Source organism: Collinsella sp. CLA-ER-H4 (assembly GCF_040092395.1).
In the GTDB taxonomy this organism is placed as follows: Bacteria; Actinomycetota; Coriobacteriia; order Coriobacteriales; family Coriobacteriaceae; genus Collinsella.
In genome coordinates this window covers 106,760-129,714 of the sequence record NZ_JBBNLQ010000003.1, presented here as the reverse complement: position 1 = coordinate 129,714, position 22,955 = coordinate 106,760, and the positions used below count along the sequence as shown (strand labels likewise).

19 protein-coding genes, 1 other RNA gene and 1 pseudogene are annotated in these 22,955 nt (G+C 60.2%); 5 read left to right on the top strand and 16 right to left on the bottom strand.

Going from position 1 to position 22,955, the window contains the following annotated elements; translation table 11 throughout:
- From AAAX34_RS03970 to glp, 6 genes are all read right to left on the bottom strand, one after another.
- Positions 1 to 1,284 (bottom strand): double-cubane-cluster-containing anaerobic reductase, encoded by a 1,284-nt coding sequence (locus tag AAAX34_RS03970; RefSeq protein WP_349110046.1) that lies wholly within the window; start codon positions 1,282 to 1,284, stop codon positions 1 to 3.
- A 444-nt stretch (positions 1,285 to 1,728) separates the two neighbouring features.
- A complete protein-coding gene (locus AAAX34_RS03965) occupies positions 1,729 to 2,799 on the bottom strand; it encodes an ATP-binding cassette domain-containing protein (protein WP_349110044.1) in 1,071 nt (356 codons plus the stop codon).
- Between the two features lie 3 nt (positions 2,800 to 2,802).
- Positions 2,803 to 4,245: a molybdate ABC transporter permease subunit gene (gene modB / locus AAAX34_RS03960; protein ID WP_349110043.1), complete on the bottom strand. Its 1,443-nt coding sequence runs from the start codon at positions 4,243 to 4,245 to the stop codon at positions 2,803 to 2,805.
- Between the two features lie 68 nt (positions 4,246 to 4,313).
- Positions 4,314 to 5,189: a molybdate ABC transporter substrate-binding protein gene (gene modA / locus AAAX34_RS03955; protein ID WP_349110042.1), complete on the bottom strand. Its 876-nt coding sequence runs from the start codon at positions 5,187 to 5,189 to the stop codon at positions 4,314 to 4,316.
- A gap of 203 nt (positions 5,190 to 5,392) precedes the next feature.
- Complete coding sequence (locus AAAX34_RS03950; protein WP_349110041.1) at positions 5,393 to 5,872, bottom strand: MogA/MoaB family molybdenum cofactor biosynthesis protein; 480 nt, start codon at positions 5,870 to 5,872, stop codon at positions 5,393 to 5,395.
- Positions 5,873 to 5,882: 10 nt separating this feature from the next.
- Positions 5,883 to 7,145, bottom strand: a complete 1,263-nt coding sequence (gene glp, locus AAAX34_RS03945; RefSeq protein ID WP_349110039.1) for a gephyrin-like molybdotransferase Glp — start codon at positions 7,143 to 7,145, stop codon at positions 5,883 to 5,885.
- A gap of 210 nt (positions 7,146 to 7,355) precedes the next feature.
- Between glp and AAAX34_RS03940 the strand changes: the two genes are divergently transcribed.
- On the top strand, positions 7,356 to 8,777 hold the full coding sequence (locus AAAX34_RS03940) for a chloride channel protein (protein ID WP_349110038.1): 1,422 nt from the start codon (positions 7,356 to 7,358) through the stop codon (positions 8,775 to 8,777).
- Between the two features lie 86 nt (positions 8,778 to 8,863).
- On the top strand, positions 8,864 to 9,826 hold the full coding sequence (locus AAAX34_RS03935; RefSeq protein WP_349110037.1) for a diacylglycerol kinase family protein: 963 nt from the start codon (positions 8,864 to 8,866) through the stop codon (positions 9,824 to 9,826).
- Between the two features lie 85 nt (positions 9,827 to 9,911).
- On the opposite strand, the pseudogene AAAX34_RS03930 reads toward AAAX34_RS03935, so the two are convergent.
- The 4 genes and pseudogenes from AAAX34_RS03930 to AAAX34_RS03915 form a co-directional block, all read right to left on the bottom strand.
- Positions 9,912 to 10,211, bottom strand: a pseudogene (locus tag AAAX34_RS03930) (peptide chain release factor-like protein); the annotation flags it as partial.
- A 164-nt stretch (positions 10,212 to 10,375) separates the two neighbouring features.
- Positions 10,376 to 10,954, bottom strand: a complete 579-nt coding sequence (locus AAAX34_RS03925; protein ID WP_349110036.1) for a xanthine phosphoribosyltransferase — start codon at positions 10,952 to 10,954, stop codon at positions 10,376 to 10,378.
- Between the two features lie 157 nt (positions 10,955 to 11,111).
- Positions 11,112 to 12,416, bottom strand: a complete 1,305-nt coding sequence (locus AAAX34_RS03920; RefSeq protein ID WP_349110035.1) for an MFS transporter — start codon at positions 12,414 to 12,416, stop codon at positions 11,112 to 11,114.
- Positions 12,417 to 12,559: 143 nt separating this feature from the next.
- The gene (locus tag AAAX34_RS03915; RefSeq protein WP_349110034.1) at positions 12,560 to 13,843 is read right to left on the bottom strand and encodes an O-acetylhomoserine aminocarboxypropyltransferase/cysteine synthase family protein; all 1,284 of its coding nucleotides are present in this window, start codon (positions 13,841 to 13,843) and stop codon (positions 12,560 to 12,562) included.
- A 231-nt stretch (positions 13,844 to 14,074) separates the two neighbouring features.
- On the opposite strand from AAAX34_RS03915, the gene AAAX34_RS03910 reads away from it, so the two are divergent.
- Entirely contained in the window at positions 14,075 to 14,521 is a 447-nt protein-coding gene (locus AAAX34_RS03910; protein ID WP_349110033.1) for a C-GCAxxG-C-C family protein, read from the top strand.
- 68 nt (positions 14,522 to 14,589) lie between these two features.
- Here the strand turns inward: AAAX34_RS03910 and AAAX34_RS03905 are convergent, their stop codons facing one another.
- The 3 genes from AAAX34_RS03905 to rpsA form a co-directional block, all read right to left on the bottom strand.
- Positions 14,590 to 15,228, bottom strand: a complete 639-nt coding sequence (locus AAAX34_RS03905; RefSeq protein ID WP_215673429.1) for a YigZ family protein — start codon at positions 15,226 to 15,228, stop codon at positions 14,590 to 14,592.
- 330 nt (positions 15,229 to 15,558) lie between these two features.
- Positions 15,559 to 15,920: RNase P RNA component class A (rnpB, locus tag AAAX34_RS03900), an RNA gene on the bottom strand.
- A 326-nt stretch (positions 15,921 to 16,246) separates the two neighbouring features.
- On the bottom strand, positions 16,247 to 17,413 hold the full coding sequence (gene rpsA, locus AAAX34_RS03895) for a 30S ribosomal protein S1 (RefSeq protein ID WP_022095232.1): 1,167 nt from the start codon (positions 17,411 to 17,413) through the stop codon (positions 16,247 to 16,249).
- A gap of 207 nt (positions 17,414 to 17,620) precedes the next feature.
- Here rpsA and AAAX34_RS03890 point away from each other — a divergent pair, with 207 nt between their 5' ends.
- Positions 17,621 to 18,487, top strand: coding sequence for an HAD family hydrolase (locus AAAX34_RS03890; RefSeq protein WP_349110031.1), 867 nt, complete (start codon positions 17,621 to 17,623; stop codon positions 18,485 to 18,487).
- On the opposite strand, the gene AAAX34_RS03885 is transcribed toward AAAX34_RS03890, so the two are convergent.
- Positions 18,484 to 19,803, bottom strand: coding sequence for an L-serine ammonia-lyase, iron-sulfur-dependent, subunit alpha (locus AAAX34_RS03885; RefSeq protein ID WP_349110030.1), 1,320 nt, complete (start codon positions 19,801 to 19,803; stop codon positions 18,484 to 18,486). The genes AAAX34_RS03890 and AAAX34_RS03885 overlap by 4 nt on opposite strands.
- Before the next feature lie 272 nt (positions 19,804 to 20,075).
- Here AAAX34_RS03885 and rpiB point away from each other — a divergent pair, with 272 nt between their 5' ends.
- Positions 20,076 to 20,543, top strand: a complete 468-nt coding sequence (rpiB, locus tag AAAX34_RS03880) for a ribose 5-phosphate isomerase B (protein ID WP_006234151.1) — start codon at positions 20,076 to 20,078, stop codon at positions 20,541 to 20,543.
- Between the two features lie 151 nt (positions 20,544 to 20,694).
- Here the strand turns inward: rpiB and ndk are convergent, their stop codons facing one another.
- Both ndk and argH read right to left on the bottom strand, forming a co-directional pair.
- Positions 20,695 to 21,099, bottom strand: coding sequence for a nucleoside-diphosphate kinase (ndk, locus tag AAAX34_RS03875; RefSeq protein ID WP_006234152.1), 405 nt, complete (start codon positions 21,097 to 21,099; stop codon positions 20,695 to 20,697).
- A gap of 385 nt (positions 21,100 to 21,484) precedes the next feature.
- Positions 21,485 to 22,915 (bottom strand): argininosuccinate lyase, encoded by a 1,431-nt coding sequence (gene argH, locus AAAX34_RS03870; RefSeq protein WP_349110029.1) that lies wholly within the window; start codon positions 22,913 to 22,915, stop codon positions 21,485 to 21,487.
- Positions 22,916 to 22,955: the final 40 nt, after the last annotated feature.

Sequence of the window (22,955 nt, the reverse complement as noted above, 5' to 3'; positions counted from 1 at the left end):
CTAAATGGTTTCCAAGAAAGCCTCAATCCTGGTTTGCAGTTGGCCTGCGTCCTCGCCGGCGTAGTCGGTCGTGATGTGCATAAACGGAATGCCGGCCTCCTCGGCGGCCTTCTCCACGGCAAACGACTCCATCTCGTAGAGCGTGCAGAACTGCAGGGCCACGTCGACGATACCGTCGGCATGCAGGTCCTTGGCCATCTGGACAATGTCCTTCATACGCTGGTCGTTGGGCGTAAAGACGGCGCAGTTGATCTTAAAGTAGCGCTCGGCGATGGCGTCGAGCATCTCGTCGACCGTCTCGCCGGACTCGTCGACCAGGTCCTTGTAGTAGCGCGAGCCCGTGCAGGACTCCTCGCCCACCACGACGCCACCGGCCTTCTCGATCAGGTTGAACAGCTTCCAGTTGGGCACGGCCATGGGCGTACCGGTGTACAGGATGCGCTTGGTGCCCTTGGGCGCCACGCCCTCGCCGGCTTCAACGCGCTGCTCGCACTCGGCGGCCATGTCGTTGATGGCTCCGGTCAGACGCGGCGTGTCGTCCATAAAGGCAGCCTGAACGGTCAGCAGGCTGTCGAGACCGCTGATGGGCGCAGGGTCGGCAGCGCGCGTGGCAGCGAGGCGCTGCAGGGCGCGGCGCTTCTCATTGACGGAGTGGATGGCGACCTTCAGACGCTCAGGCGTAATCGTGACGCCGCACTCTTCCTCGATCTTGGCGGCGAGTTTCTTGACCTCGGCCTTCCAGGTCACGAGCGTCGACTCGTCGTGCACGTTGGGAATATCCATGACGTACATGTTCTTTTGCGTGGCAAAGAACTCGTAGGCCTTCTTCTTGCCATCGCAGGTGTTCTCGCCCACCACCAAGTCACTCGACTCAATGTAGGGGCAGACCTCGCCCAGCTTAAAGCCGGCAAAGCTCTTGATGAGCGGGCAGGTGTTGCGCGGCAGGTGCTCCTCGACCTTGTCGGTTGCCCAGTCGGCACCCGAGCACAGGCCCACGGGAATGCCGTCACAGGCAAGCACGATCTCCTCGGGTACGTACACGCAGAACGAGCCCACGATCTTGGTGGCCTCGCCGGCCTCCTTCTTGTCGAGCATCTCCTTAATGCGGCCGCTATGGATGTTGGTGGCCACAAAGTCCAGGTAGGACGTGGACTTGGGGCGATTATTCTGCGTCAGGAACATATCGCCGTACATCTGGCCCACGGCGCCCAGCAGCATGTCGTGGTCGGCAAGATTCATGCCGAGGCTCTCCCACATCGGATGGAAATCGAATTCTTCAGCCATGATGGTTCCCCTCTCGAACCAAAAATGAATAGCTACGGTATTGCTGCACGGTGGGTGGCGAAAACCCAGCCGCGCCTAAACCCGGAATTTTGGGGAACCTGCTTTGCGGTCGATTATTTAGCTGTGCGTCGTCTCTCCCGGAGCCGTGAACATACCTGCTCATATGCGGCTCCGAGCCATATACAGGGCGCGCGCGGCAACGCGACGCGAATATGTCTTCTGCGGCATCAGCGCGCCCTCCTTTTCTCGTCGAAGGTAACTATATCAACGGTTGTCGTCCAGACGAACACCGCCGACATGCGTACGACAGCGTCGGGATGCGAGCGTCTCACTATCTGATAATTAATTATCAGAATGATAAGGTTTAGTCATGTAGAAATCGGCGAACGGCGAAGTGAAAACAAAGCAGTCGAGGACTACCTCCTCGACCGCATCGCACCCGCATTATCGGCAAACGAGATGAATCCTGCTTGCATCAAAATGCATGCGCAGAGTCTCACCCGCCTGCGGCAGCTCTTCCACGGGTACACTCACCTTATTCACCTTCCACTGCAGACGCGTGGGCGCATCGGCCCGCGGCACATCCAACAGCACCAGGCGTTCAAAACGCGAATCGCTCACGCGCGCCACGTGCAGGTCGTAGCTGTTGCGGCCCCGCTCGGCACGGTTGTCCACATGGAAGTAGCTCGCACGAATGCCCAGGTACGCCACGTTATTGGGAACCTCACGGCCCACGTTGAAGGTCATGCCCCAGTCCAGGGCTTCAACTTCCTGAAGCCCGATCTTGCGCGCGCGGCTCGTATTCTTGCAGCCCGTCAGGCGCAGCGCAGCCAAGGTTTGCGGCCGGCGAACCACGTCCTCGACGGAGCCGATCTCCTCCACATGCCCGTTATGCATCACGCAAATGCGCTCGCACAGGCGGCATGCCTCGTCAATATCGTGGCTCACGTAGAGCACGGTACGGTTGCACACATCGAACAGGTCGAGCATGTTCTGCTCAAGCGCGCTCTTAAGATAGGAGTCGAGCGCGCTCATGGGCTCGTCGAACATAAAGATGCCCGGGTGCGCCGCCACCATGCGCGCGAGCGCCACGCGCTGCTGCTGGCCGCCCGAGAGGCGCGCGGGATAGCGGTCGGCGAAATCAGCCAGACCGAAAATGCCCAGATAGCGCTCGGCGAGCTTTTTGCGTGCGGCGGCGTCGCCCACGTCCTTTACACCGGCACATACGTTATCGGCCACCGTCATGTTGGGAAAGAGCTGATAGTTTTGGAACAGCAAGGCGCATTTGCGCTCTTGGGGCGACAGGTTAATGCCTGCCGACGAGTCAAAAAAGGTCACGCCGTTGACGACGATCTTGCCCTCGTCGGGCGTCTCCACGCCGGCAATGCAGCGCAGCGTACAGCTCTTACCACAACCCGAGGCGCCCAGCAGCGCCACGCGCTCCTCGCCGGCCTCAAGCTGCATGTCGAGAGTGAACCCCGGATAGCGCTTTTTGATATCCAGAACAAGCGACATGGCTTATCGACCTCCCTTTGCGACCGTGTCATCGCGCATAAGCTCGGCCAACGCCTCGCGATCGATACGCAGTGCATCGCCGCCGACTGGGGCGAGCGAATCGGTCTGGCCGCCCAGCTGCTTGGCCTGCTTGCGCTCCACGCGGGACAGGCCGCGCTCGCGGTACTTTTGCGAATGCGCCGTGTACATATTGATGAACAGAATGACCAGGAAACTGAACACGATCACGACGGCGACCCAAAAGAGGGCCACCGAGGTGTTGCCGCCCATCCACTCAAAGTAGATGGCGATGGGAATGGTCTGCGTAATACCGGCGTAGTTTCCCGCAAAGAACAGGGTGCAGCCAAACTCGCCCATCGCACGGGCAAAGGCGAGGACCGTGCCGGCGGCAATCGAGGGCCAGCCAAGCGGCATCATAAGCTTGGCAAAGATGCGACGCTCGGACCATCCCAGGGTTCGCGCGGCGTCGAGCATCTGCGTATCGAGGCTCTCGAAGGCACCGAGCGCCGTACGGTAGACCAGGGGAAACGACACCACCACGGCAGATATCACCGCTGCCGGCCAGGTAAAGACGATTGAGACACCATGCGCGATCAGCCACTGGCCAACCCCGGTCGAGCGGCCAAACAGCATAAGCAGCAAAAAGCCACACACCGTAGGCGGCAGCACCATAGGGATGGTAAAGACCGAGTCGAGCAAGCCCTTGATGCGACTCGAGGTACCCATAGTCTTCCACGCTGCAAACAGGCCCAGTGCAAACGCGATCACCAGGGCAAGACCGCTCGTTTTGATGGAAACCCAAAACGGTCGGTAGTCGATGCCGCCCAAAAAGGAGGCCAGAGAGGTCAAGGGGCCCTGCTCATCCCGCAACACGACAGACGATGCTTCTACCATTTGAGCGCTATCAAGCCAACGCGCGCCGCCCTTGGCATCACCCGAGGCTGATGCAATCACCACATAGCGGTCCTCATCCGCACCGCGCTCGTCAAAGCCATAGGTATACCCGCCGGTCTCAAACGTTGTTTCCGCCGTAACATACCAAGGAAGATCCACGTCCCCTAGCTGCGCACCTCCCATGCAGTTTGCGCTGTCGAGCTTACAAACGAGGGCCTTGAGACCCGATACGCACTCGTTATCCTGCGGATCCAATCCATACTTCTCGACCGCCTTGGGCGATATCCACACCACAACGCGATCGGCAGCAGGCGCCACCACAAGGTCCACGTCCTCGTCAACGGGAAAACGGTAGCCCTCAGGCTGGCCCTCCATGGCACGAGCGGTCCCCTTGGCCAACCGCTCAAAACCCTCGATCCCATAGGAAAGCCCGTGAGCGGTCGCAGCAACCTGGGCCCCGTCCTCAACGTCCCCAGCAAACGCAAATCCCGGCACCCAGCAAAGCGCGAAGGTCAAAGCACAGGCGACAAGCATGCGGAATCTATTAAGCACGAAAAGCTCCAAGCAAATACAAGGACGGAGTGAAACACAAAACGATGGAATTATCGCGCCAAGCCGCACTACGCGGAAAGCTCAAAGCCGTACTTCGCCCAAATCTTCTGAGCCTTCTTGTTGGACAGGCAGAAGTCGATAAACGCCTTGGCCTCGTCGGCATGCTCGGAGCTATCGGCAACGGCGCCCGGGTACACGATGGGTTTGTGCGAGTCCTCGGGACACACGAAGGCCTCCTCGATACCGTCGTAGCGGAAGATATCGGAGCTGTAGACAAAACCCGCCACGCAGTCGCCTGTAGAGACGTAAGACGCAGCGGTGCCGACCTTGTCGGCCAGGGCTACCTTGTCGGCGAGCTCGGGCGCGTACTCGCCGTCGTCGCCCTCGGTACCGGTATAGAGGCCCACGGAAGCCAGCGCCTGGTTGGCGTACTTGCCGGCGGGGACGGTCTTGGCGTCGCCGATGGCAATCTTACCGTCCAGATTCGCGACGTCGGCGATGGCCTCGACCTTGGTGTCGGAGCCCTCGGCGCGAATGATCACGAGGTCGTTGACGAACATATCCTCACGGGTGTCGGTGTCGACGAGCTCAGCGGTCTCAGCGTCATCCATGGTGCCCTTGGAGGCCGTGATGAGCACGTCGACGGCGGCACCGGCGCGCATCTGCTCGACAAGGTCGCCAGACGCCTTAAACTGCGTGTCGGCAAACGTGGTGCCGGTCTGCTCGGTGTAGAGCTCCTGAACCTCGGGCAGAGCTTTCTCGAGCGAGTTAGCGGCAAAGACCTGCAGCTCGACAGCCTTCTTCTTAGAGGAAGACTTGACGGAGCCGGCATCGGAACCAGCGGGCTCGGACGTCTTGTTGCCCGAGCAGCCGGCAAGGCCAAGGCCGGCGGCAGCGGCAGCAGAAAGCGAGACAAAACCGCGGCGTGAAACCATATCGAACATATTCAACCCTTTCGGACCTTGTGCCCGGGTACCCCACCGCGGGCTTTAATCTGCAATCAGATTATACTTCTGCGAGAATAATGATAGTGAGAAATTATTCTCGTCAGAGAATATAGTTTCGAGTTACCGTGCACCTCGGCGTCGCTTCGGCGGAAAACAAAAGCGGAGCAGCCGTTCAGGTCGCCCCGCCGCAGGTAAACCACCTAGTTGGTATGTCCGCCGCCCGCTGTCATCTGAGCCGCATGCTCCAGCTGGTCCGCTATGGCCTCCCAGCTTTCGCGGGCCGCTTTCGTGGATCCCGGAAAGTTGATGACAAGCGTATGCCCACGCTGCATGCACACGGCGCGCGAGAGCATAGCGCGGCGCGTCTTGGTCATGGAGTACGCACGGATTGCCTCTGCAATACCCGGCACATCGCGGTCGCAGACGGCACGCGTCGCCTCGGGCGTCACGTCGCGCATCGAAAGTCCCGTGCCGCCACAGGTGAGGACGACGTTGGCGTGGCACTCATCGGCAGCTTCCACAATGGCATCACCGATCTCGCTGGCGTCGTCGCGCACGACCACATGCGAGGCGACCGTCCAGCCCTGCGCCTCGATAAGTTCCTCGAGTGCGGCTCCAGCCTCGTCCTGAGCAAGATCGCGCGTATCCGAGCACGTCACGATCGAAATCTTCAACTCCATAGTCTTCCTCCTACAACACCGTGCCCTCGGGCAGGTCGACACGCACGACATCCACGACGTCGCCCGCCTTGAGCTCGCACGGTCCTTCGTCAATACGCAGCAGGCAGTTGGACCGCTGCATCGTGCCGAGCAGCGCCGAATTCTGCGTCTTGGCCTCGGTCACCAACAGCTCACTGGTCTCGGGGTCGCGCAAAACCGTGGCGCGATCGAAGAAGCGTCGGTCCTGGCGCTTTTTCACACCGTGAGTAAGAGCCGCTCGCTGCACGGGGCGCGCCCCCTCGGCAAAGCCACGCATTTTGCGAATTGCCGGACGGGCGAGCATCTCAAAGCCCACGTACGCCGCGGCCGGATTGCCTGAAAGCCCCAGGTAGGGCTTACCCCCGAGCAAGCCAAACGTGATGGCCTTGCCCGGACGCATCGAGATGCGGTCAAACAGCACCTCGCCCTCGCGCCGGACGAGCGCTGTCACGAAATCGTAATCGCCCGCCGAGGCACCGCCGCTCGTAATGACAAAATCGCACTCCTGCACGGCACGATGCACCAACTCGGCAATCGCCTGCTCATCGTCGGGCGCGATGCCGTAGAAAACGGGCTCGGCGCCGGCATCGAGTGCCTCGGCCATCAGCGCCGAGGAGTTGGAATCGCGAATCTGACCGCGCGCCGGTACCTTACTCGGTGCGACCAGTTCCGTGCCCAACGAGATGATGCCCACACGTGGGGCAGCGTGCACCTTCACGCTCGCGTATCCGGCGCTTGCCAGCAAGCCGGCGCCCGCCGGAGCCACGACCTCGCCGGCATGCATCACAACATCGCCGGCATGGGCCTCCTCGGCGGCAGAGCGAACGTTCTCCCCTACCTTGGCAGGCGCCGAGAAGCGAACGTGCGAGCCCTCGTTGCCGTCGCCATCGAGTACGTCGACGATCTCGTACTTCACCACGGCATCGGCACCTTCGGGCACCGGCGCGCCCGTCATGATGCGGACGGTCTCGCCCGTGCCGATTGTGCCCTCAAAGACATGGCCCGCGGCCTCGTGTCCGATAACGTCGAGCGTCACCGGCGCCTCGCCAGATGCCTGTGCCAAGTCCGCCGAGCGCACGGCATATCCGTCCATAGCGCTGTTGGCAAACGGCGAGATATCGATATCGGCCACCGCGTCCTCGGCCAAGGGAAGGCCGGCGGCCTGCCACACGGGTATCTCGACGAGATCGGTCGGAGCAACGTGCGACAGGATAATCGACTGTGCGTCATTCAACGGAATGAGTTTCTCTGCCATATGCACCTCTTAATGTCACGGCGCACAACAGGGGCGCCGATTCTTTATGCTTTTCTCAGTATAATCCCCCGACGCACGACCGCGACTCAGCCTGTACCAGTAAATACACCTGTCGGCCGCAAGCCGCGAAACAGAATGGAAACCAACCCACCGGCTCGTCGCGTTTGCCGCGTTTTATAATGCTTGCGTTGCAACCTAAAAGAGGAACGTATGGCTCATAACGACAAACCCGAAAGCGCAAACGAAACGCAGAATCATTCCCAGCCGCTCGACGATGGCGGCTTTTTCTCCCTGAACGACGTCATCACGGCAGGCAGGCATCAACTTACCCGCTCCGAGCATCTCTTGGCTGCCGACACGCGCCGCAACGCCCGCAACCTACTCGCGAGCGCCAAGTTGCTCGCGCTCGTCGTCATTGTCTCGCTCGCCATGGGCGTTGCCGCTTGGGCGTTTTTGGCCTCGCTGAATATCGCCACCGACTATCGCGAGCACCATGCGTGGATTTACGCACTGCTTCCCGTTGTGGGCGTTGCCACCGCATGGGTGTACAAAAACCACGGTCTTGCCGCCAAACGCGGTAACAACCTGGTCATCGACTCCGCTCTGGGCACACGCCTCATCCATATGCGCATGGCCGTCCTCACCTTCGTCTGCTCCACGCTCACGCACCTAACGGGCGGATCGGCCGGTCGCGAGGGAGCTGCGGTGCAGATTGGCGGCACCATCGCCAGCAACATCTCGAGCCTCGCCCACCTCAAAAAGCATGACCACCACGACCTCATGCTCGCGGGCATCTCGTCGGCCTTTGGCGCCGTATTCGGCTCACCCCTTGCCGGGGCTTTCTTTGGCATGGAGATGTGCTTTATCGGCAAGATCGACTACACCGCGGGCATCTACTGCCTGTTCGCCTCGTTTACCGGCTACTTTACATCGCTTGCCTTGGGAACCGAGTACGAGGCGAATGTTATCGCCAGCGTTCCCGCTATGACGCCCAAAACGGTCGTCATCGTTGTTATCAGCGCCATTATCTTCGGTCTGACGGCACGCCTCTTTGCCTGGTCGGTTCGAACCGTCAAGAGCCTGTACGGTCGCTTTATCACCAATTACCTCGTTCGCGCACTCATGGGCGCACTCGTGGTTTTGGCCGCCTATGCCCTCCTCGACGCCTGGAACTACGCCGGCCTTTCCACGTGGCTTTCCGGCGCCGGATTTGCCGGCAACACCACCCTGGCGGACGCAGCCATCAAGTTGGTCGTCACAGCGCTCACCCTGGGCGCTGGCTTCCAAGGCGGCGAGGTCACGCCCCTGTTTGGCATCGGTGCGGCACTCGGTGGCTGGATCGGTTGCCTTACCGGGCTCGACCCCAGTTTTCTGGCGGCTCTCGGCATGCTCGGTGTGTTCTGCGCCGGCCTCAACGTGCCCATCACCACCTGCATGATGGCCATCGACCTGTTCCACGGCACGGCCGCCGGGTTCTTTGTCATCGTGGCCTTTATCAGCTACCTAACCGGCGGACACCGCGGCGTGTACCCCGCCCAGCGCATCATCTCACCCAAGCGCCGTTCGCTTATTGTGGATGAGGGCGGTACGGTAGCGGATGCTATCGAGCGCCACAACGACCTGATAGAGTAGATGTAATAATCGCCGTGCAGCCACAATCGGGGACAATTCGACCCGAGCACGACCGCACTGCCATGTCTCACACCGGGAGTCGCCCCATGCACGCAACTGATTTTGGTCGCACCCTCATCATCGCCAATCCTGCCGCCCAGTCGGGCGCCGCGCATGAGGTTGCCGAGCGCCTGCAGCGCTTTTTGGACATGACCGCGCGCACATCCCAGTTTGACCTGGTGCTGACCGAGCGCATGGGACACGCCAAGGAGCTAGCCGCCCAGGCAACGGGCTATCGCACCGTTATCGCACTCGGCGGCGACGGCGTGATCCACGAAGTCGTCAACGGGCTTATGACGCAAAAGGAGGACGCCCGCCCCGCTCTTGCCATCCTACCTGTGGGCTCCGGCAACGATTTTGCCCAAACGCTCGGCATCGACGATTTCTCCGGCAAGGATTTTGGCGCGCTGCTCACCTGCGAGCTGCAGCGTCAGGACATCGGGCGCATTCGTTCATGGAACCCCGCAAGCGGCAGCGGCGAGGCGATCGTCGAGTACTACGACCAGACGCTTTCGGTCGGTATCGATGCCGCCATCGGCCTTGGCACCACCGAGCTGCGCAAAAAGACGGGCCTCGCCGGCGCTCCGCTCTACACTCTTTCGGGACTTGAGCAGTTTGGCCTGCGCTATCGCAACTACCCCATGACCGTCAGCTTTGACGGCGCGCCCGCCGAGCGCGTAAGGGCGATTATCATGGCGATTCAGCTGGGCCCCACCTATGGTTCGGGCTATCGCATCTGCCCCGACGCCGACCCGTGCGACGGCATACTCGACGTCTGCTACGCCTGCGGCCCCGTCCCTCGTGCGGTCGCGCTTCCCATGTTCCTTTCGGCCAAGGATGGCCACCATACCAAGCTGCCACCGGTTCGCATGCGCCGCTGTCGCCATGCCGAGCTTACCTTTGAGGAGCCCGACTACCCCATCCAGGCCGACGGGGAGCCCGTTGTCGCCTCGCGCATCGAGGTCGACGTCCTCGGCGGCGCCCTCCACGTCTGGCACCCCACCCACTAGCCACCCCTAAGTTGCGGTGAAATAGGGACTGTTTGCGGCTTTAGCTGCATAAACAGTCCCTATTTCACCGCAACTTACAAGGAGGCTATTCGTCGCTGCCCGGTTTGCGTCGGTTGGCCTTTTTAATGGCGTTGAAGCGTTTGTCGTTGAGCCTGCGCTGGCGAGAGCGTTGAGGCACCTTGGTCTTTACGCGTCGACGCGGTGGACGCCCGCGACGCTCAAGCTCTGCCCTCAGCTTACGCAAACAGCTCGCACGATTCTGGAACTGACTGCGGCTCTCACGCGCCGTCACGACAATCCCCGAAGGGATATGTTTCATGCGTACCGCCGAGTCCGTCGTGTTCACGCCCTGTCCGCCCGGACCCGTCGCGCGAAACACCTGCACCTCGCAATCGCGCGCCAACTCCTCGGCCGACATCTCGGCATAGCGCGCATACTCGCGCCATCCCATCTTATTCTCATCCATATCAACACCTCCCCTCATACAAAAAATGTGACAAAGGGACAGTCCCTTTGTCACATCGCATACCAATCGCTTGTGTTGCGCGCTTAGGCGAAGGTGATCTCGCCGTTCTCGCAGTCCATATCGGCGATACGCGCCAGGCTCTCAACGCGGAAGCCGCGGTTACGGAGCTTATCGCCGCCGCCCTGGAAGCCCTTCTCAACGGCGATGCCAATGCCGGCAACTTCGGCGCCCGCAGCCTCGCAGATCTTAATAAGGCCCTCAAGCGCGCAGCCGTTGGCCAGGAAGTCGTCGATAATCAGGACCTTGTCGCCCTCGGACAGGAAGCGCTTACCCACAATGACCGGGTACTCCTTCTGCTTGGTAAAGGAGTAGATGGTCGTGGCATACTGCTCGCCGTCGAGGTTGATGGACTGCGCCTTCTTGGCAAAGACCACCGGCACGCCGCCAAAATGCTGAGCCGCGATGCAAGCCATGCCAATGCCCGAAGCCTCAATCGTCAGGATCTTGTTGATCTCGACACCCTCGAACAGTCGGGCCCACTCGGCGCCCATGTGGTCGAACAGCTCAACGTCGCATTGGTGGTTGAGGAAGGCATCAACCTTAAGGACGTTACCGGCCTTTACGATGCCGTCATGGCGAATACGATCCTCAAGCTCCTGCATGGCGCAACCCCTTCTCGCGGCAACGATACCGCGCGATTAATAAACGTTGTTCGATAGTCTACCACGGACCGACCCCCGCCCGTCCCACAAGCCGCATCGCACCACAAACCAGTCTTTTTGGGACGGCGCGAATCGTGGCAGACAGCCTCCCAACACGCTAATGGCGGGCGCGCATCTTCACCAAACGCACCATGGCAAGCGCAAAGCCCACAGCGGCCACAGCCATCAACACATAGAACACCGAACGGAAACCAAACAGGAACACATCCGGACGTCCTGCAACAAAACTGGTCACGGCCTCGCCCATCGCCACGCTCATCTGTCCATACAGGATATTCGACGCCACCGTAATGCCGAGTGCCATACCCGCATAACGCGCCAGGCTACCCAGACTACCCGCAAAGCCAAGTGCCTCGCGCGGAGCCGAGCCCATGTACAGCGAGTTGTTGGGGCTCTGGAAAATCGACGTACCGCACGACATAAACGCGGCACAGCACACAATCACAGGGATGGAAGAGTGCTCGTCGAGCGTACTTACCGCAAAGAGCCCGCACACGTACACGCCCAGGCCGACCGCCGTGGGACCCTCGCAGCCAACACGGTCCGAAACCGCACCCGAAAGCGGGCCGATAAAGGCATTCACCATCGGCAGCGCCAAAAACAGCAATCCGGAAATGTCGGAACCAAAGCCGTGGGCGTCCTGAAAATAGAACGGCAGGATAAACTCGGATGCGCCAATACCAACGAACACGATGAGCATGCAGGCAAGGTTGATGGTAAAGGCCGAATTTGCAAAGCAGCGACGAGTGGCCTCGGCAAGGGACATGGGACGGTCGCCGGCCTCCGGCTTAACATGCGGCAACGTGTAGAGCCCCACGATAAACGAGATGACGCCAATGGGCAGGTTGATGAGGAAGATGCTCTCCCAGGGAAAGCTTGCCACCAGCATGCCACCGAGCACGGGGCCACACATCATGCCGAGGGCCACGAAGGTCGCGAGAATACCCATGGCACGGCCTCGTTCGCGCGCCGGAAACGACTCGGTGATGATACCCATGTTGTTGGCCATGGCCGCCGCGCAACCGACACCCTGAACAATGCGTGCCAGGATAAGAACCTCGAGCGAGGACGAAAGGTCGCACAGCAGCGAACCGACCGAAAAGACGATGACGCCCAGCTGGAACACATTCACCTTGCCGCGCACGTCGCCCAGACGGCCAAACGGCAACATAGCCACGCATGTCGCAAGCAGATACACCGAGCTTACCAGCTGAATGCGATCGAGGCCCACGCCCAGCTCCTTTTGCATCACGGGCAGCGCCACGGTCACGACGGTCGAATCCAGACACACCATAAACGTCATGATGAGCACGGTAAACAGAATCGCCCACTTGTTCTTGCCATGGGTGTCGCCCTCTAGGGCAATGTGCTCGCGGCGCAGCTGCTCTGCAGTTTTCTCCATATCCATCCTTTCGAGTGGCCCAACGCAAAAAAAACGGGGCCCAATCGCATGCAAACAGCCGCAATTGGGGTCCCGCCTACGGAATCGGAACGAAAGGTCGCCGAAGCTTTCTGCCAGCATCGGCGCCTCGCACGAACGCTAGCCTAGCACTGCTCGAGCGCCTGCTCAAGGTCGGCAATCAGATCGGCCGTATCCTCGAGGCCGCACGACAGGCGCACCATGTCGGCAGAAATGCCACAGGCGATGAGCTCCTCATCGTTCATCTGGCGATGCGTGGCATTAGCGGGATGCAAGCAGCAGGTACGCGCATCGGCCACGTGCGTGGCGATCTGGGCGAGCTTAAGGCTCTTCATAAAGGTCTCGGCCGCCGCGCGACCACCGTTAAAGCCAAAGCTCACAACACCGCAGGTACCGTTGGGCATGTACTTCTGAGCCATGTCGTAGTACTTGTCGCCCTCCAGGCCCGGATAGCTCACGAAGCGCACCTTGGGATGGCTCTGCAGGAACTTGGCAACGGCCAGGCCGTTCTCGCAATGACGCGGCATGCGCACGTGCAGGCTCTCGAGCGAGCTGTTCAGGAAGAAGGCCGCCTGCGGGTTCTGCATGGGGCCGAGGTCGCGCATGAGCTGAGCGGTTGCCTTGGTAATGAAGGCGCCCTCACGACCGAACTTCTCGGCATAGGTCACGCCGTGATAGCTCTCATCGGGCGTGGTAAGACCCGGGAACTTGTCCGCATGGGCCATCCAGTCAAACTGGCCGTGGTCGACGATCACACCGCCCAGGTAGGCAGCATGTCCATCCATGTACTTGGTGGTGGAGTGCGTGACGATGTCGGCGCCCCACTCAAAGGGACGGCACATCACGGGTGTCGGGAAGGTGTTGTCGACCATCAGCGGTACACCGTGATCATGCGCGGCCTTGGCAAAGCGCTCAATATCGAGCACGGCAAGGGCGGGGTTTGCGATCGTCTCGCCAAAGACGAGCTTGGTATTGGGCTCAAAGGCTGCCTCGAGCTCCTCATCGGTGCAGTCGGGGGCGACGAACGTGCAGGTCACGCCCATGCGGCCCATGGTGTGGGCGAGCAGGTTATACGTACCGCCGTAAATAGCAGAGCTCGCGACCACATGATCGCCGGCACCGGCCACGTTAAAGATCGCGAGGAAATTCGCCGCCATGCCCGAGCTCGTGAGCATCGCAGCGGTGCCGCCCTCCATCTCGCAGATCTTGGCGGCAACGAGATCGCACGTGGGGTTCTGCAAACGGCTGTAGAAGTAGCCCGACTCCTCTAGGTCAAACAGCTTGCCCATGTGCTCGGACGTGTCGTACTTCCACGTGGTGGACTGGTAGATGGGCACCTGGCGCGGCTCGGCATCTCCCGGGTGATAGCCGCCCTGAACACATGTAGTACCGATGGTCTGCTCGCTCATATCTAGCTCCCTTGCCTGGGTTTTAGTTTTATTCGGTTCACGATACCGCTACCCTGTACCCCTCTCAACCCATCCCCAAGGTAGGTTAAGGGACAAATTGATCAGGGGTATTTATCTCAAGCCTTGGGCATTTGCTCGATAGATAAAAATGAGGCATACATGAAGCTCTCGATGATTACATGCCCCGTCACGGGTACCATAGGCGGGTACACCGTGACCAAGGAGACAACGATGAAGCAAATCGATACGGCCCAGCTCGACATCACCGCCTGTCAGGTTCAAGCTGCCGAATATCACGCCCGTGGCTTCAACTGCGCACAGGCCGTCGCCTGCACGCTCGCGCCCGCCGTCGGGCTCGACCCCCAGACCGCCTTTACCCTCACCGAGGGCTTTGGCGCCGGCATGGGTGGCATGACCGAGACCTGCGGCGCCATCTCGGGCGCCGTGGCCATCATGGGCTTCGTGATGAGCGACGGCATGGAAAACCCCAAGACTAAGGGCCAGACCTACAAGCTGTCGCGCGAAATCGCCAAGCGTTTTGGCGAGAAGAACACGACGACCATCTGCGGCACGCTCAAAGGCATCGGATCGGACAAGGGTCCGCTCCGCAGCTGTCCCGGCTGCATCGACGATGCCGTCGAGATCGCCTGCGATGTGCTAAAGCAGCTCGCCGAGTAAACGGCAGCAACAGAAAAACGACGGCCGTCGCGCTTGGAATCCATCCAAAAGCACGCCGGCCGTCGTCGTTAGAACTCGGCAAACTCGGGAGCACCGACCTCAATCTCCTCGCGCCCCGCCATAAGCTCGCGCATCTTAGCGCAAAATGGCTCCTGCTCCCCCGCCTTAAACACCAAATGAAGTGTCACGGCATCCGCGTAATCGGTATCCGAAACCTTGGCACCCGAATCCTGCGCCAAACGAAGTACCTGCTCGTACTGCGGATAGGCCACATGCACGTCAACCGGCACGACGCTTGTCATCTCAACGATCTGCCCGGCCTCCTGAGCCGCGGCCACCGCTGCCTGCGTCGCCGCGGTATAGGCGCGTACCAAGCCACCAGGCCCCAACAGCGTGCCACCAAAATAGCGCGTCACTACGCAGCAAACATTTTTGAGCTCCGCGCCGCGCAACACCTCGAGCGTCGGCATACCGCTTGTGCGGCTCGGCTCACCATCATCGCTCTGGCGTTCGCGTCCATCGACCAAAATCCACGCGGGAACATTGTGCCGAGCGTTGTAATGACGCTTGCGAACCATCTCGATAAAGGCATTCGCCTCATCCTCGGACTCAATATGGACCAGCTGGGCAATAAACCGGCTCTTGCGGTCCACAAACTCGCCCGAAGCCTCAATATTCGATTGCAGAGTAAAATAGCTGTCCAACAAAGCCCCTCAACAACAAGCAAAGCAACAAACAGCCTCAATAATAAGGCAAAGCCCGTACCGTTAGCCCCAGTAAATAGAACGGCAACGTCAATGACCAGGCAAAGACAGCGAGACGGCGTCAGCTGAGTCGATTTGGCCCGAAAGAGGAGGGAGCACGCCTTATGGCGGCGACCGACGAATGAGCGCCAAATCGGCCAGCTGACGCCGTCGAAGGCGAGAACCCGTCAGCGCGAGCAAGGTGCCTTGAAAGACGAGGGCATTGACCTTATGGTCATGCCCGAAGGCTTGAAAGGCAGATTGCCGCGCTGACGGGTTCGCAGCGTCAACAAAGTGCCAAGTGGGCCTATAAGCCGGGTTCTGTCGTGAACGGTCATTTATCTTGTCTGCACGTTACCGTGCAGCTCCACGCACGCTACCCGAACGCGGACCGGGCCGGCCCATAGCGTTCCTATTCGCGCTTGCTCCGGATGGGGCTTGCCAAGCCGCCGTGTTGCCACGACGCTGGTGGTCTCTTACACCACCGTTTCAGCTTTTCCCTTTACGCCTTGCGGCGCAGGTGGGAGTCTTCTTTTCTGCGGCGCTTTCCGTCGGATCACTCCGCCCGGCCGTTAGCCGGCATCCCGCCCTCTGGAGCCCGGACTTTCCTCACGCGTGCTGCAAGTAGCACATCGCGCGACCGTCTGGCCCACTCAGCAGTGTAAAAGTGTAGCACACCGTTGCCGCAGGCAATGGCACAACGCAAGCGTTCGACACGATAAACCAAGAACCACACCATGCAGTACAATAAGGTTGTCGATGGGCAATGTCGTCAGTCGAGACGCGACCGCGCTCCGCACCCCTCCGTCTACTCGGTGCGTTCCCGCCTCCTCCCCGAGGCGGGATGTCGGCATTTTTTCATGCACCGACAACCAAATAGCTTGTGGATAGCATGGGCAGCATCATGCATCTCGGCACCAAATGCAAAAAGGGACCCGTCCATTGCGGACGGATCCCTTAAACAAGTGATCGTCAAACCGATTTACTCGGCGTCGGTCTCCTCGTCCTTCTTCTCGGAAGGCAGCGGGGTAACCTCGATCTCGACGCCCAGAGTCTCAGCAGCAGACTTCATGGACAGGGAGATACGACGACGGTCGAGGTCGATCTCCATGACCTTGACCTGAACCTTGTCGCCCACGTGGGTGACCTGAGAAGGCTGATCGACGTGCTTGTTGGCCATCTCGGAGATGTGCACCAGGCCCTCGATGCCCTCGCCCAGATCGACGAAAGCGCCGAACGGGACAAGCTTGGTCACAGTGCCCTCGACGATAGCGCCGACGGGGTACTTCTTGACCAGTGCGCGCCACGGATCCTCGGTGGTCTGCTTGAGACCCAGGGAGATGCGCTCGCGGTTGAGATCGACGTCGAGAACCTCGACCTCGACCTCCTGGCCGACCTTGACAACCTCGGAAGGATGGTTGACGTGGTTCCAAGAGAGCTCGGAGATGTGGATGAGGCCGTCGATACCGCCGAGGTCGACGAAGGCGCCGAAGTCGACGATGGAGGAAACGGTGCCCTGGAGACGCATACCAGACTTGAGCTTGGACAGGATCTCGGAGCGCTCGGCCTTACGGGACTCCTCGAGCACGACGCGACGGGAGAGGACGACGTTGTTGCGGTTGCGGTCCATCTCGATGACGCGGGCCTCAATGCGGGTGCCCATGTAGGAGGTGAGGTCCTTGACACGACGGAGGTCGACGAGGGAAGCGGGCAGGAAGCCACGCAGGCCGATGTCGAGGATCAGGCCGCCCTTGACAACCTCGATAACCTCGCCCTCGACGTTCTCGCCGGAGTTGAACTTCTCCTCGATGCGGTTCCAAGCACGCTCGTACTCGGCACGCTTCTTGGACAGGACCAGACGACCGTCCTTGTCCTCCTTCTGGAGAACCAGAGCCTCGATGGGATCACCGAGTGCAACGATGTCTGCAGGGTTAGCGTCCTTGCGGATGGACAGCTCGCGGACCGGGATAACGCCCTCGGACTTGAATCCGATGTCAACGAGCACCTCGTCATGCTCGATCTTAACGACAGTGCCGTTAACGAGATCGCCCTCATCAAAGTCGGTAATCGTACCGTCGATGAGGTTGTTCATCTCCTCCTCGTTGACATCGTCAAGAGAGAAAATGGACGAGTTCTGAATCTCACTCAAAGGTGGACCCCTTTCGAACTACGGGGCCCCGATTGCTAGGACCTACAGAAGGGTGCGACAAGCACACAACGTTTAGGAACACTCGGGAGCCGACAGATACTAATGTGACGCTTATGCAATCACGTTCGTATAGGTTACGGGGAAATGAGTTCGATTTCAAGCGTGAACTGCGATTTTTTACTCGTGTGGAGACTTTTTCGTAATCTTATGAACACACGTCTCCGCAACTTGACGATAACCAGCCAGGCAATTGGCTTTGGGGTAAAGTATCCGGAGCCAACGACTCTAGATCAAATCTACGAGAAAGGTGCCCGCGTGCTCAAAGCAGTCGTTTTCGATATGGACGAAACGCTTCTTAGCATCAACCTCAACGCGTTCATCCTTCGCTATTTTAAGGATGTCTCTTCGATGCTCGCGGATATCGGGCGCCGCAGCCGCGGTGGCACGATGGCACGCCTCGGCACCATCCTGGTCGACCTCAACGCCAATCGCCGCAGCGGCACGGACAACCGCACCAATCTTGAGTTTTACCAAGAAGAGGTCGAGCGCCGATGCGGGATCCGCCTCTCCGATCCCCTCATCTACGAGGCGTTTACCTACTATGACCGCGAAGTTCTTCCGTACAAGAACGACGATGTCATTAACGCCCACGCCATGCCGGGCGCACACGCCGCGCTCCAGGCCGTACAGGACGCAGGGCTGCGTTGTGCGCTCTTTACCAACCCCAGCTTTCCCCAGGGGGCCATCGAGTGCCGCATGGGTTGGGGCGACCTGGCCGACGCTCCCTTTGAGCTCGTCACGCACATGGGAAACACCACCCGCTGCAAGCCCGATGCCACCTACTATCTAGAGCAGCTTCAGGTGATGGGGCTCGAGCCGCACGAGGTCCTTATGGTGGGCAACGATCCCAAGCGCGACTTCCCCAGTCCCGCCTGCGGCATTCAAACTGCCTATGTTGGCCAGGGCAAGCCCAGCCGAGCCACCTGGCGCGGAACCATGGAAGACTTCGCCCGCGACTTTAACGCCGTAGTAGAAGCCTTCTACGAACACCAAGTAGCCGACGAACTGTCTTAACAGACCTGGGTTTTGCCGATCATGATGTTGAGGATCTCGATGTCGGTGTCCTTCATGCCCACGCGGCCCACGTAGCCCATGCTGGCAATCGTCTGCTCGACGGTATCTTGGATCAGGCCCTCGCCGGCGCGGAAGCCGCGACCCTGCATGGCCATATCATGGCCCAGAATCGCCGCATCGACGGCAGCCGAGATCTTGGCGGCACAGCTCGCTTTGGCGCCGTCGCACACGATGCCGCCCACGTTACCGAGCGTGTTCGAGACCGTCGCGCCAATCTGCTCGCGCGTGCCACCGCACAGCCAGGTAATCGCGGCGCCGGCGCCGCACGCGGCGCAAATAGCACCGCAAAACGCCGAGAGCGCACCAATATAGCTCTTGATATGCACGGCGATAAGATCGGACAGCATCACGGCGCGCACCAGGCGCTCGTGGTCGCAACGCAGGTACTCGGCATACTCCATGACGGGCAACGCGCAGGTAATACCTTGATTGCCCGAGCCGCACACAATGGCGACCGGCAGCGCGCAACCGTTCATGCGGGCGTCGGACCCGGCGGCTGCACGGGCACGGGCACGGCAGGCGACGTCATCGGCACGAGCACCCAGCAGCGTACGACCCACCTCGGCGCCCCAAGCGTGCGCAAGGCCCTCGGCACTGATTGCGCCATTCAGCTCAATCTGACGCTCAACGGCAGCGCGGGCGTCCTCAATGTCACCGTACTCGATAAAGTCGATGATGGTCTCAATCGACATGGGCGTGTCGGCGTTATCTGCCGCCCGCTCAGCTACAACGCGCTCGGCGCAGGCGGCGCACTCCCCCGCCGACTTGCCGCATACCGGAATACCATCGAGCGTATGGCACGTGACATTGGTGTGGTGGTCGGTAATCTCGACGATCGCGGTATGGCCCCCGGCCGTCGCAGTCACCTTGATGTAGAGGTTGGGCACACCCTCGACAAGCGACACATCGCAGTAGTCGGCGTCGGCGAGGAGCTCGGCCACGCGAGCACGGTCTTCATCGTTAACGCTCTCGAGCACCTCGAGCGCGCTCTTGGCGTCGCCGCCCACGGCACCCAGCACGGCCGCGGCCTCAATACCGTGCATACCGCCCGAGTTGGGCACGGTCACGCTCTTAACGTTCTTGATGATGTTGCCCGAGCAGGCAACATCCATATGATCTGGTTCGCAACCGAGCGTCTGGCTCGCCAGCGCTGCTGCATAGGCAACGGCAATGGGCTCGGTACAGCCGAGCGCGCAGACAAGCTCGCGGTTCAAAACATCGCAAAACGCGGCATCACGGACGGAATCGGTAGGCATAGGTATCTCCTGCTTGCATAACGGGCTTGGCTCTCAAAAATAGTTAGCTCCTTTATTTGATAACAATGCATCAAAAACCGCAACCATGGTTCCGGCGGACGGCGCTCAAGCACAAACTGACAGCATTCATTCATGAGAAGCCGGTCTTGTTGCATGCTAAAGCGTTTGACCAAAAAACGCCCGAGCGTTTACGCAAAAGTCGCGCTATCATGCAGTCGAACGCGGTAAACACCTTTAGCATTTGCGCCGCACAGACCAGAGAGGAACCATCCATGAAGATCGGTATCGGTAACGACCACGCCGCCGTCGAGCTCAAGAACATCATCTCCGAGCACCTGAAGGAGCGCGGCTGCGAGGTCGTGAACTTTGGCACCGACACCTCCGAGAGCTTTGACTACCCCATCGCCGGCTACAAGGTGGGTAAGGCCGTTGCCAACGGCGACGTCGACCTGGGCATCCTCATCTGTGGCACCGGTGTCGGAATTAGCCTGGCTGCCAACAAGGTCGAGGGCGTGCGCGCCGTCGTGTGCTCCGAGCCCTTCAGCGCCAAGCTCTCCCGCATGCACAACAATACCAACGTGCTCGCCTTTGGCGCCCGCGTCGTGGGCTCCGAGCTCGCCAAGATGATTGTCGACGAGTGGCTCGACGCCGAGTTTGAGGGCGGTCGTCACGAGCGTCGCGTTAACCTCCTCAACGAGATCGACCACACGCGCGGCCTCAAGGTCGTCGACGAGGCCTAAACAACTCAGTGCCACAAGCTAACAGCAGGGGCCCGCTCGGAACTCATGACCGAACGGGCCCCTTCATAGATTTTGGAATAAAAGGGCGCCGCGGATGGAGTTCCGCGGCGCCCAAGCCACACGCTAACAGCTTTAAGGAGTCAAAGCTGGTTTAGCCAAAGAAGCGCTTGATCTCAATCTCGGCGTTCTCCAGGCAGTCGGAGCCGTGGATCACGTTGGCGTTGACATCGACGGCAAAGTCGCCGCGGATGGTACCAGGAGCAGCGTCAAGCGGATTAGTAGCGCCCATGAGGGTGCGCATCTTAGCAACAGCGGAGAGACCGGAAACGACCATCTTGACGACCGGACCGCTCGTCATAAAGTCACAGAGACCGCCAAAGAAGGGCTTGTCGGCCAGATGGGCGTAGTGCTCCTCGACGGTAGCGCGCTCGAGCGTGGTCATCTCCATGCGCTCGATGACAAGGCCGCTGCGCTCGATGCGAGCAACAATCTCGCCGATCTTGCGGTCGCGCACGGCGTCGGGCTTAATCATGATGAAGGTCTTCTCGATAGCCATAAGGTAGCCTTTCAAGTAGGTTCGCGCGTGCCCAAGTCCCATTCCGGCACCCGCCTGGACTGCATCGTAACAGAGTTTTAGCTGCAGTTAAACAAAAAGCTGTTTATTGAAACGTTGCAATTTATTGAAGCGTTCCATATGTGTCACTTCTGTTTCGAAGCCCGATTAGAGTACCATCCGACCGCCCATCAACCGCATCGAACAGAGCAGACGGTCGGTTGCCACCCGCGAACGTACCCCCTTCACAACCTGCCCAAAGGTCCTACAGAACTTCTCGACAAGCCCCTCCCCCATAGCAACAAAATACGGACGCCCACATCAGCAGACGCCCGTAAAGCAAAAAACGATCCCTCAATAAATGGCAAAAACGGCTTCGGCCAAACCCTTACTTTATCCCGTGGCCCATCTCGACGACCTTGGTCAGCGATCCAAACACGCCCTCGTCGCCCACGAGCTGTGCCTCGGCACGCTGCAGCTGCACGGCAACGGCGGCAGGGGCGGTACCGCCCTCGGTCGTGCGTGCAGCGACAATCGACGGGATGTCGAGCGCCTCGGTAATGTCGTGCTCAAAGAGCGAGCTTGCCTCCTGGAACACCTCAAACGGCAGGTCCTCAAGATTGCAGCCGCGCTTCTCGCACATCAGGACCAGATGGCCCACCACGGCATGTGCCTCGCGGAACGGCAGACCACGCTTAGCCAGGTAATCGGCAACATCGGTGGCGGCAAGGTGCCCCACGCCGCACTCGCGCGCCATGGCATCCTCGTTGACGGTCCAAGTCGAAATCATACCGGCCAAAACCGACAGGCACTGCATGAGCGTATGGGCGGTATCGAGCGCGCCCTCCTTGTCCTCCTGCAAGTCCTTGTTATAAGCGAGCGGCAAGCCCTTCATGGTTACGAGCAGCTGCACCAGGTTGCCATACACGCGGCCGCTCTTGCCGCGGATAAGCTCGGCAAAGTCGGGGTTCTTCTTCTGCGGCATGATGGACGAGCCAGTGGAGTAGGAGTCGGAAAGCGTGATAAAGCCAAATTCGGAGCTCGACCACAGCACGATCTCCTCGGAAAGACGCGACAGGTGCATGGCCATAACAGAGCCGGCGTAATGCAGATCGAGCAGGAAATCACGGTCGGAAACCGCATCGAGCGAGTTGGGAATCACACCCGCAAAGCCAAGTTCGGCAGCCGTCATCTGACGATCGAGCGGATAGCTCGTGCCGGCAAGCGCGGCAGCACCCAGCGGACAGTTGTCGGCGGCATCAAAGGCAGCCTTCAGGCGCGTAAAGTCACGCGCGAACATCCAGGAATACGCCAGCAGATGATGCGAGAGCAGCACGGGCTGAGCGTGCTGCATATGCGTGTAGCCCGGCAGAATCACCTTGTCATACTTCTTGGCCGCATCCACCAGCACATGACGCAGCTCAAGATTGGCCTCCATGAGCTCCTTGGCCAGCGCCTTGGCGCCCAGGCGCGTGTCGGTCGCCACCTGGTCGTTGCGCGAACGCCCGGTATGCAGGCGCTTGCCCGCCTCGCCGATGCGACGGGTCAGCTCGCTCTCGATGGACATATGAATGTCCTCGTCGTTGATGTCGAAGGTGAAGTTGCCGGCATCGATATCCTGTTCGATTCCGGTCAGGCCCTTGGCAATCGCCCGCTCGTCCTCGGCGCTGATAATGCCCTGGGCCGCCAGCATCTTGGCATGTGCCTTAGATCCGGCGATATCCTGCTTATAGAGATGTTTGTCGACCGGCAGCGACGCGCCAAACTCCTGCGTGACCTCGGCCACGCCCGCCTCAAAACGACCGCCCCAAAGAGCCATGGAACCGTCCCCTTTCTCAAATACCAAAACAAGCGCCCAA

Bases quoted from the DNA above. Each gene is read 5' to 3' on its own strand.
- AAAX34_RS03970 (WP_349110046.1), bottom strand. From the start codon at position 1,284: ATGGCTGAAGAATTCGATTTCCATCCGATGTGGGAGAGCCTCGGCATG.
- AAAX34_RS03965 (WP_349110044.1), bottom strand. From the start codon at position 2,799: ATGTCGCTTGTTCTGGATATCAAAAAGCGCTATCCGGGGTTCACTCTC.
- modA (WP_349110042.1), bottom strand. From the start codon at position 5,189: ATGTTCGATATGGTTTCACGCCGCGGTTTTGTCTCGCTTTCTGCTGCC.
- AAAX34_RS03950 (WP_349110041.1), bottom strand. From the start codon at position 5,872: ATGGAGTTGAAGATTTCGATCGTGACGTGCTCGGATACGCGCGATCTT.
- glp (WP_349110039.1), bottom strand. From the start codon at position 7,145: ATGGCAGAGAAACTCATTCCGTTGAATGACGCACAGTCGATTATCCTG.
- AAAX34_RS03940 (WP_349110038.1), top strand. From the start codon at position 7,356: ATGGCTCATAACGACAAACCCGAAAGCGCAAACGAAACGCAGAATCAT.
- AAAX34_RS03935 (WP_349110037.1), top strand. From the start codon at position 8,864: ATGCACGCAACTGATTTTGGTCGCACCCTCATCATCGCCAATCCTGCC.
- AAAX34_RS03925 (WP_349110036.1), bottom strand. From the start codon at position 10,954: ATGCAGGAGCTTGAGGATCGTATTCGCCATGACGGCATCGTAAAGGCC.
- AAAX34_RS03920 (WP_349110035.1), bottom strand. From the start codon at position 12,416: ATGGAGAAAACTGCAGAGCAGCTGCGCCGCGAGCACATTGCCCTAGAG.
- AAAX34_RS03915 (WP_349110034.1), bottom strand. From the start codon at position 13,843: ATGAGCGAGCAGACCATCGGTACTACATGTGTTCAGGGCGGCTATCAC.
- AAAX34_RS03910 (WP_349110033.1), top strand. From the start codon at position 14,075: ATGAAGCAAATCGATACGGCCCAGCTCGACATCACCGCCTGTCAGGTT.
- AAAX34_RS03890 (WP_349110031.1), top strand. From the start codon at position 17,621: ATGAACACACGTCTCCGCAACTTGACGATAACCAGCCAGGCAATTGGC.
- AAAX34_RS03885 (WP_349110030.1), bottom strand. From the start codon at position 19,803: ATGCCTACCGATTCCGTCCGTGATGCCGCGTTTTGCGATGTTTTGAAC.
- rpiB (WP_006234151.1), top strand. From the start codon at position 20,076: ATGAAGATCGGTATCGGTAACGACCACGCCGCCGTCGAGCTCAAGAAC.
- ndk (WP_006234152.1), bottom strand. From the start codon at position 21,099: ATGGCTATCGAGAAGACCTTCATCATGATTAAGCCCGACGCCGTGCGC.
- argH (WP_349110029.1), bottom strand. From the start codon at position 22,915: ATGGCTCTTTGGGGCGGTCGTTTTGAGGCGGGCGTGGCCGAGGTCACG.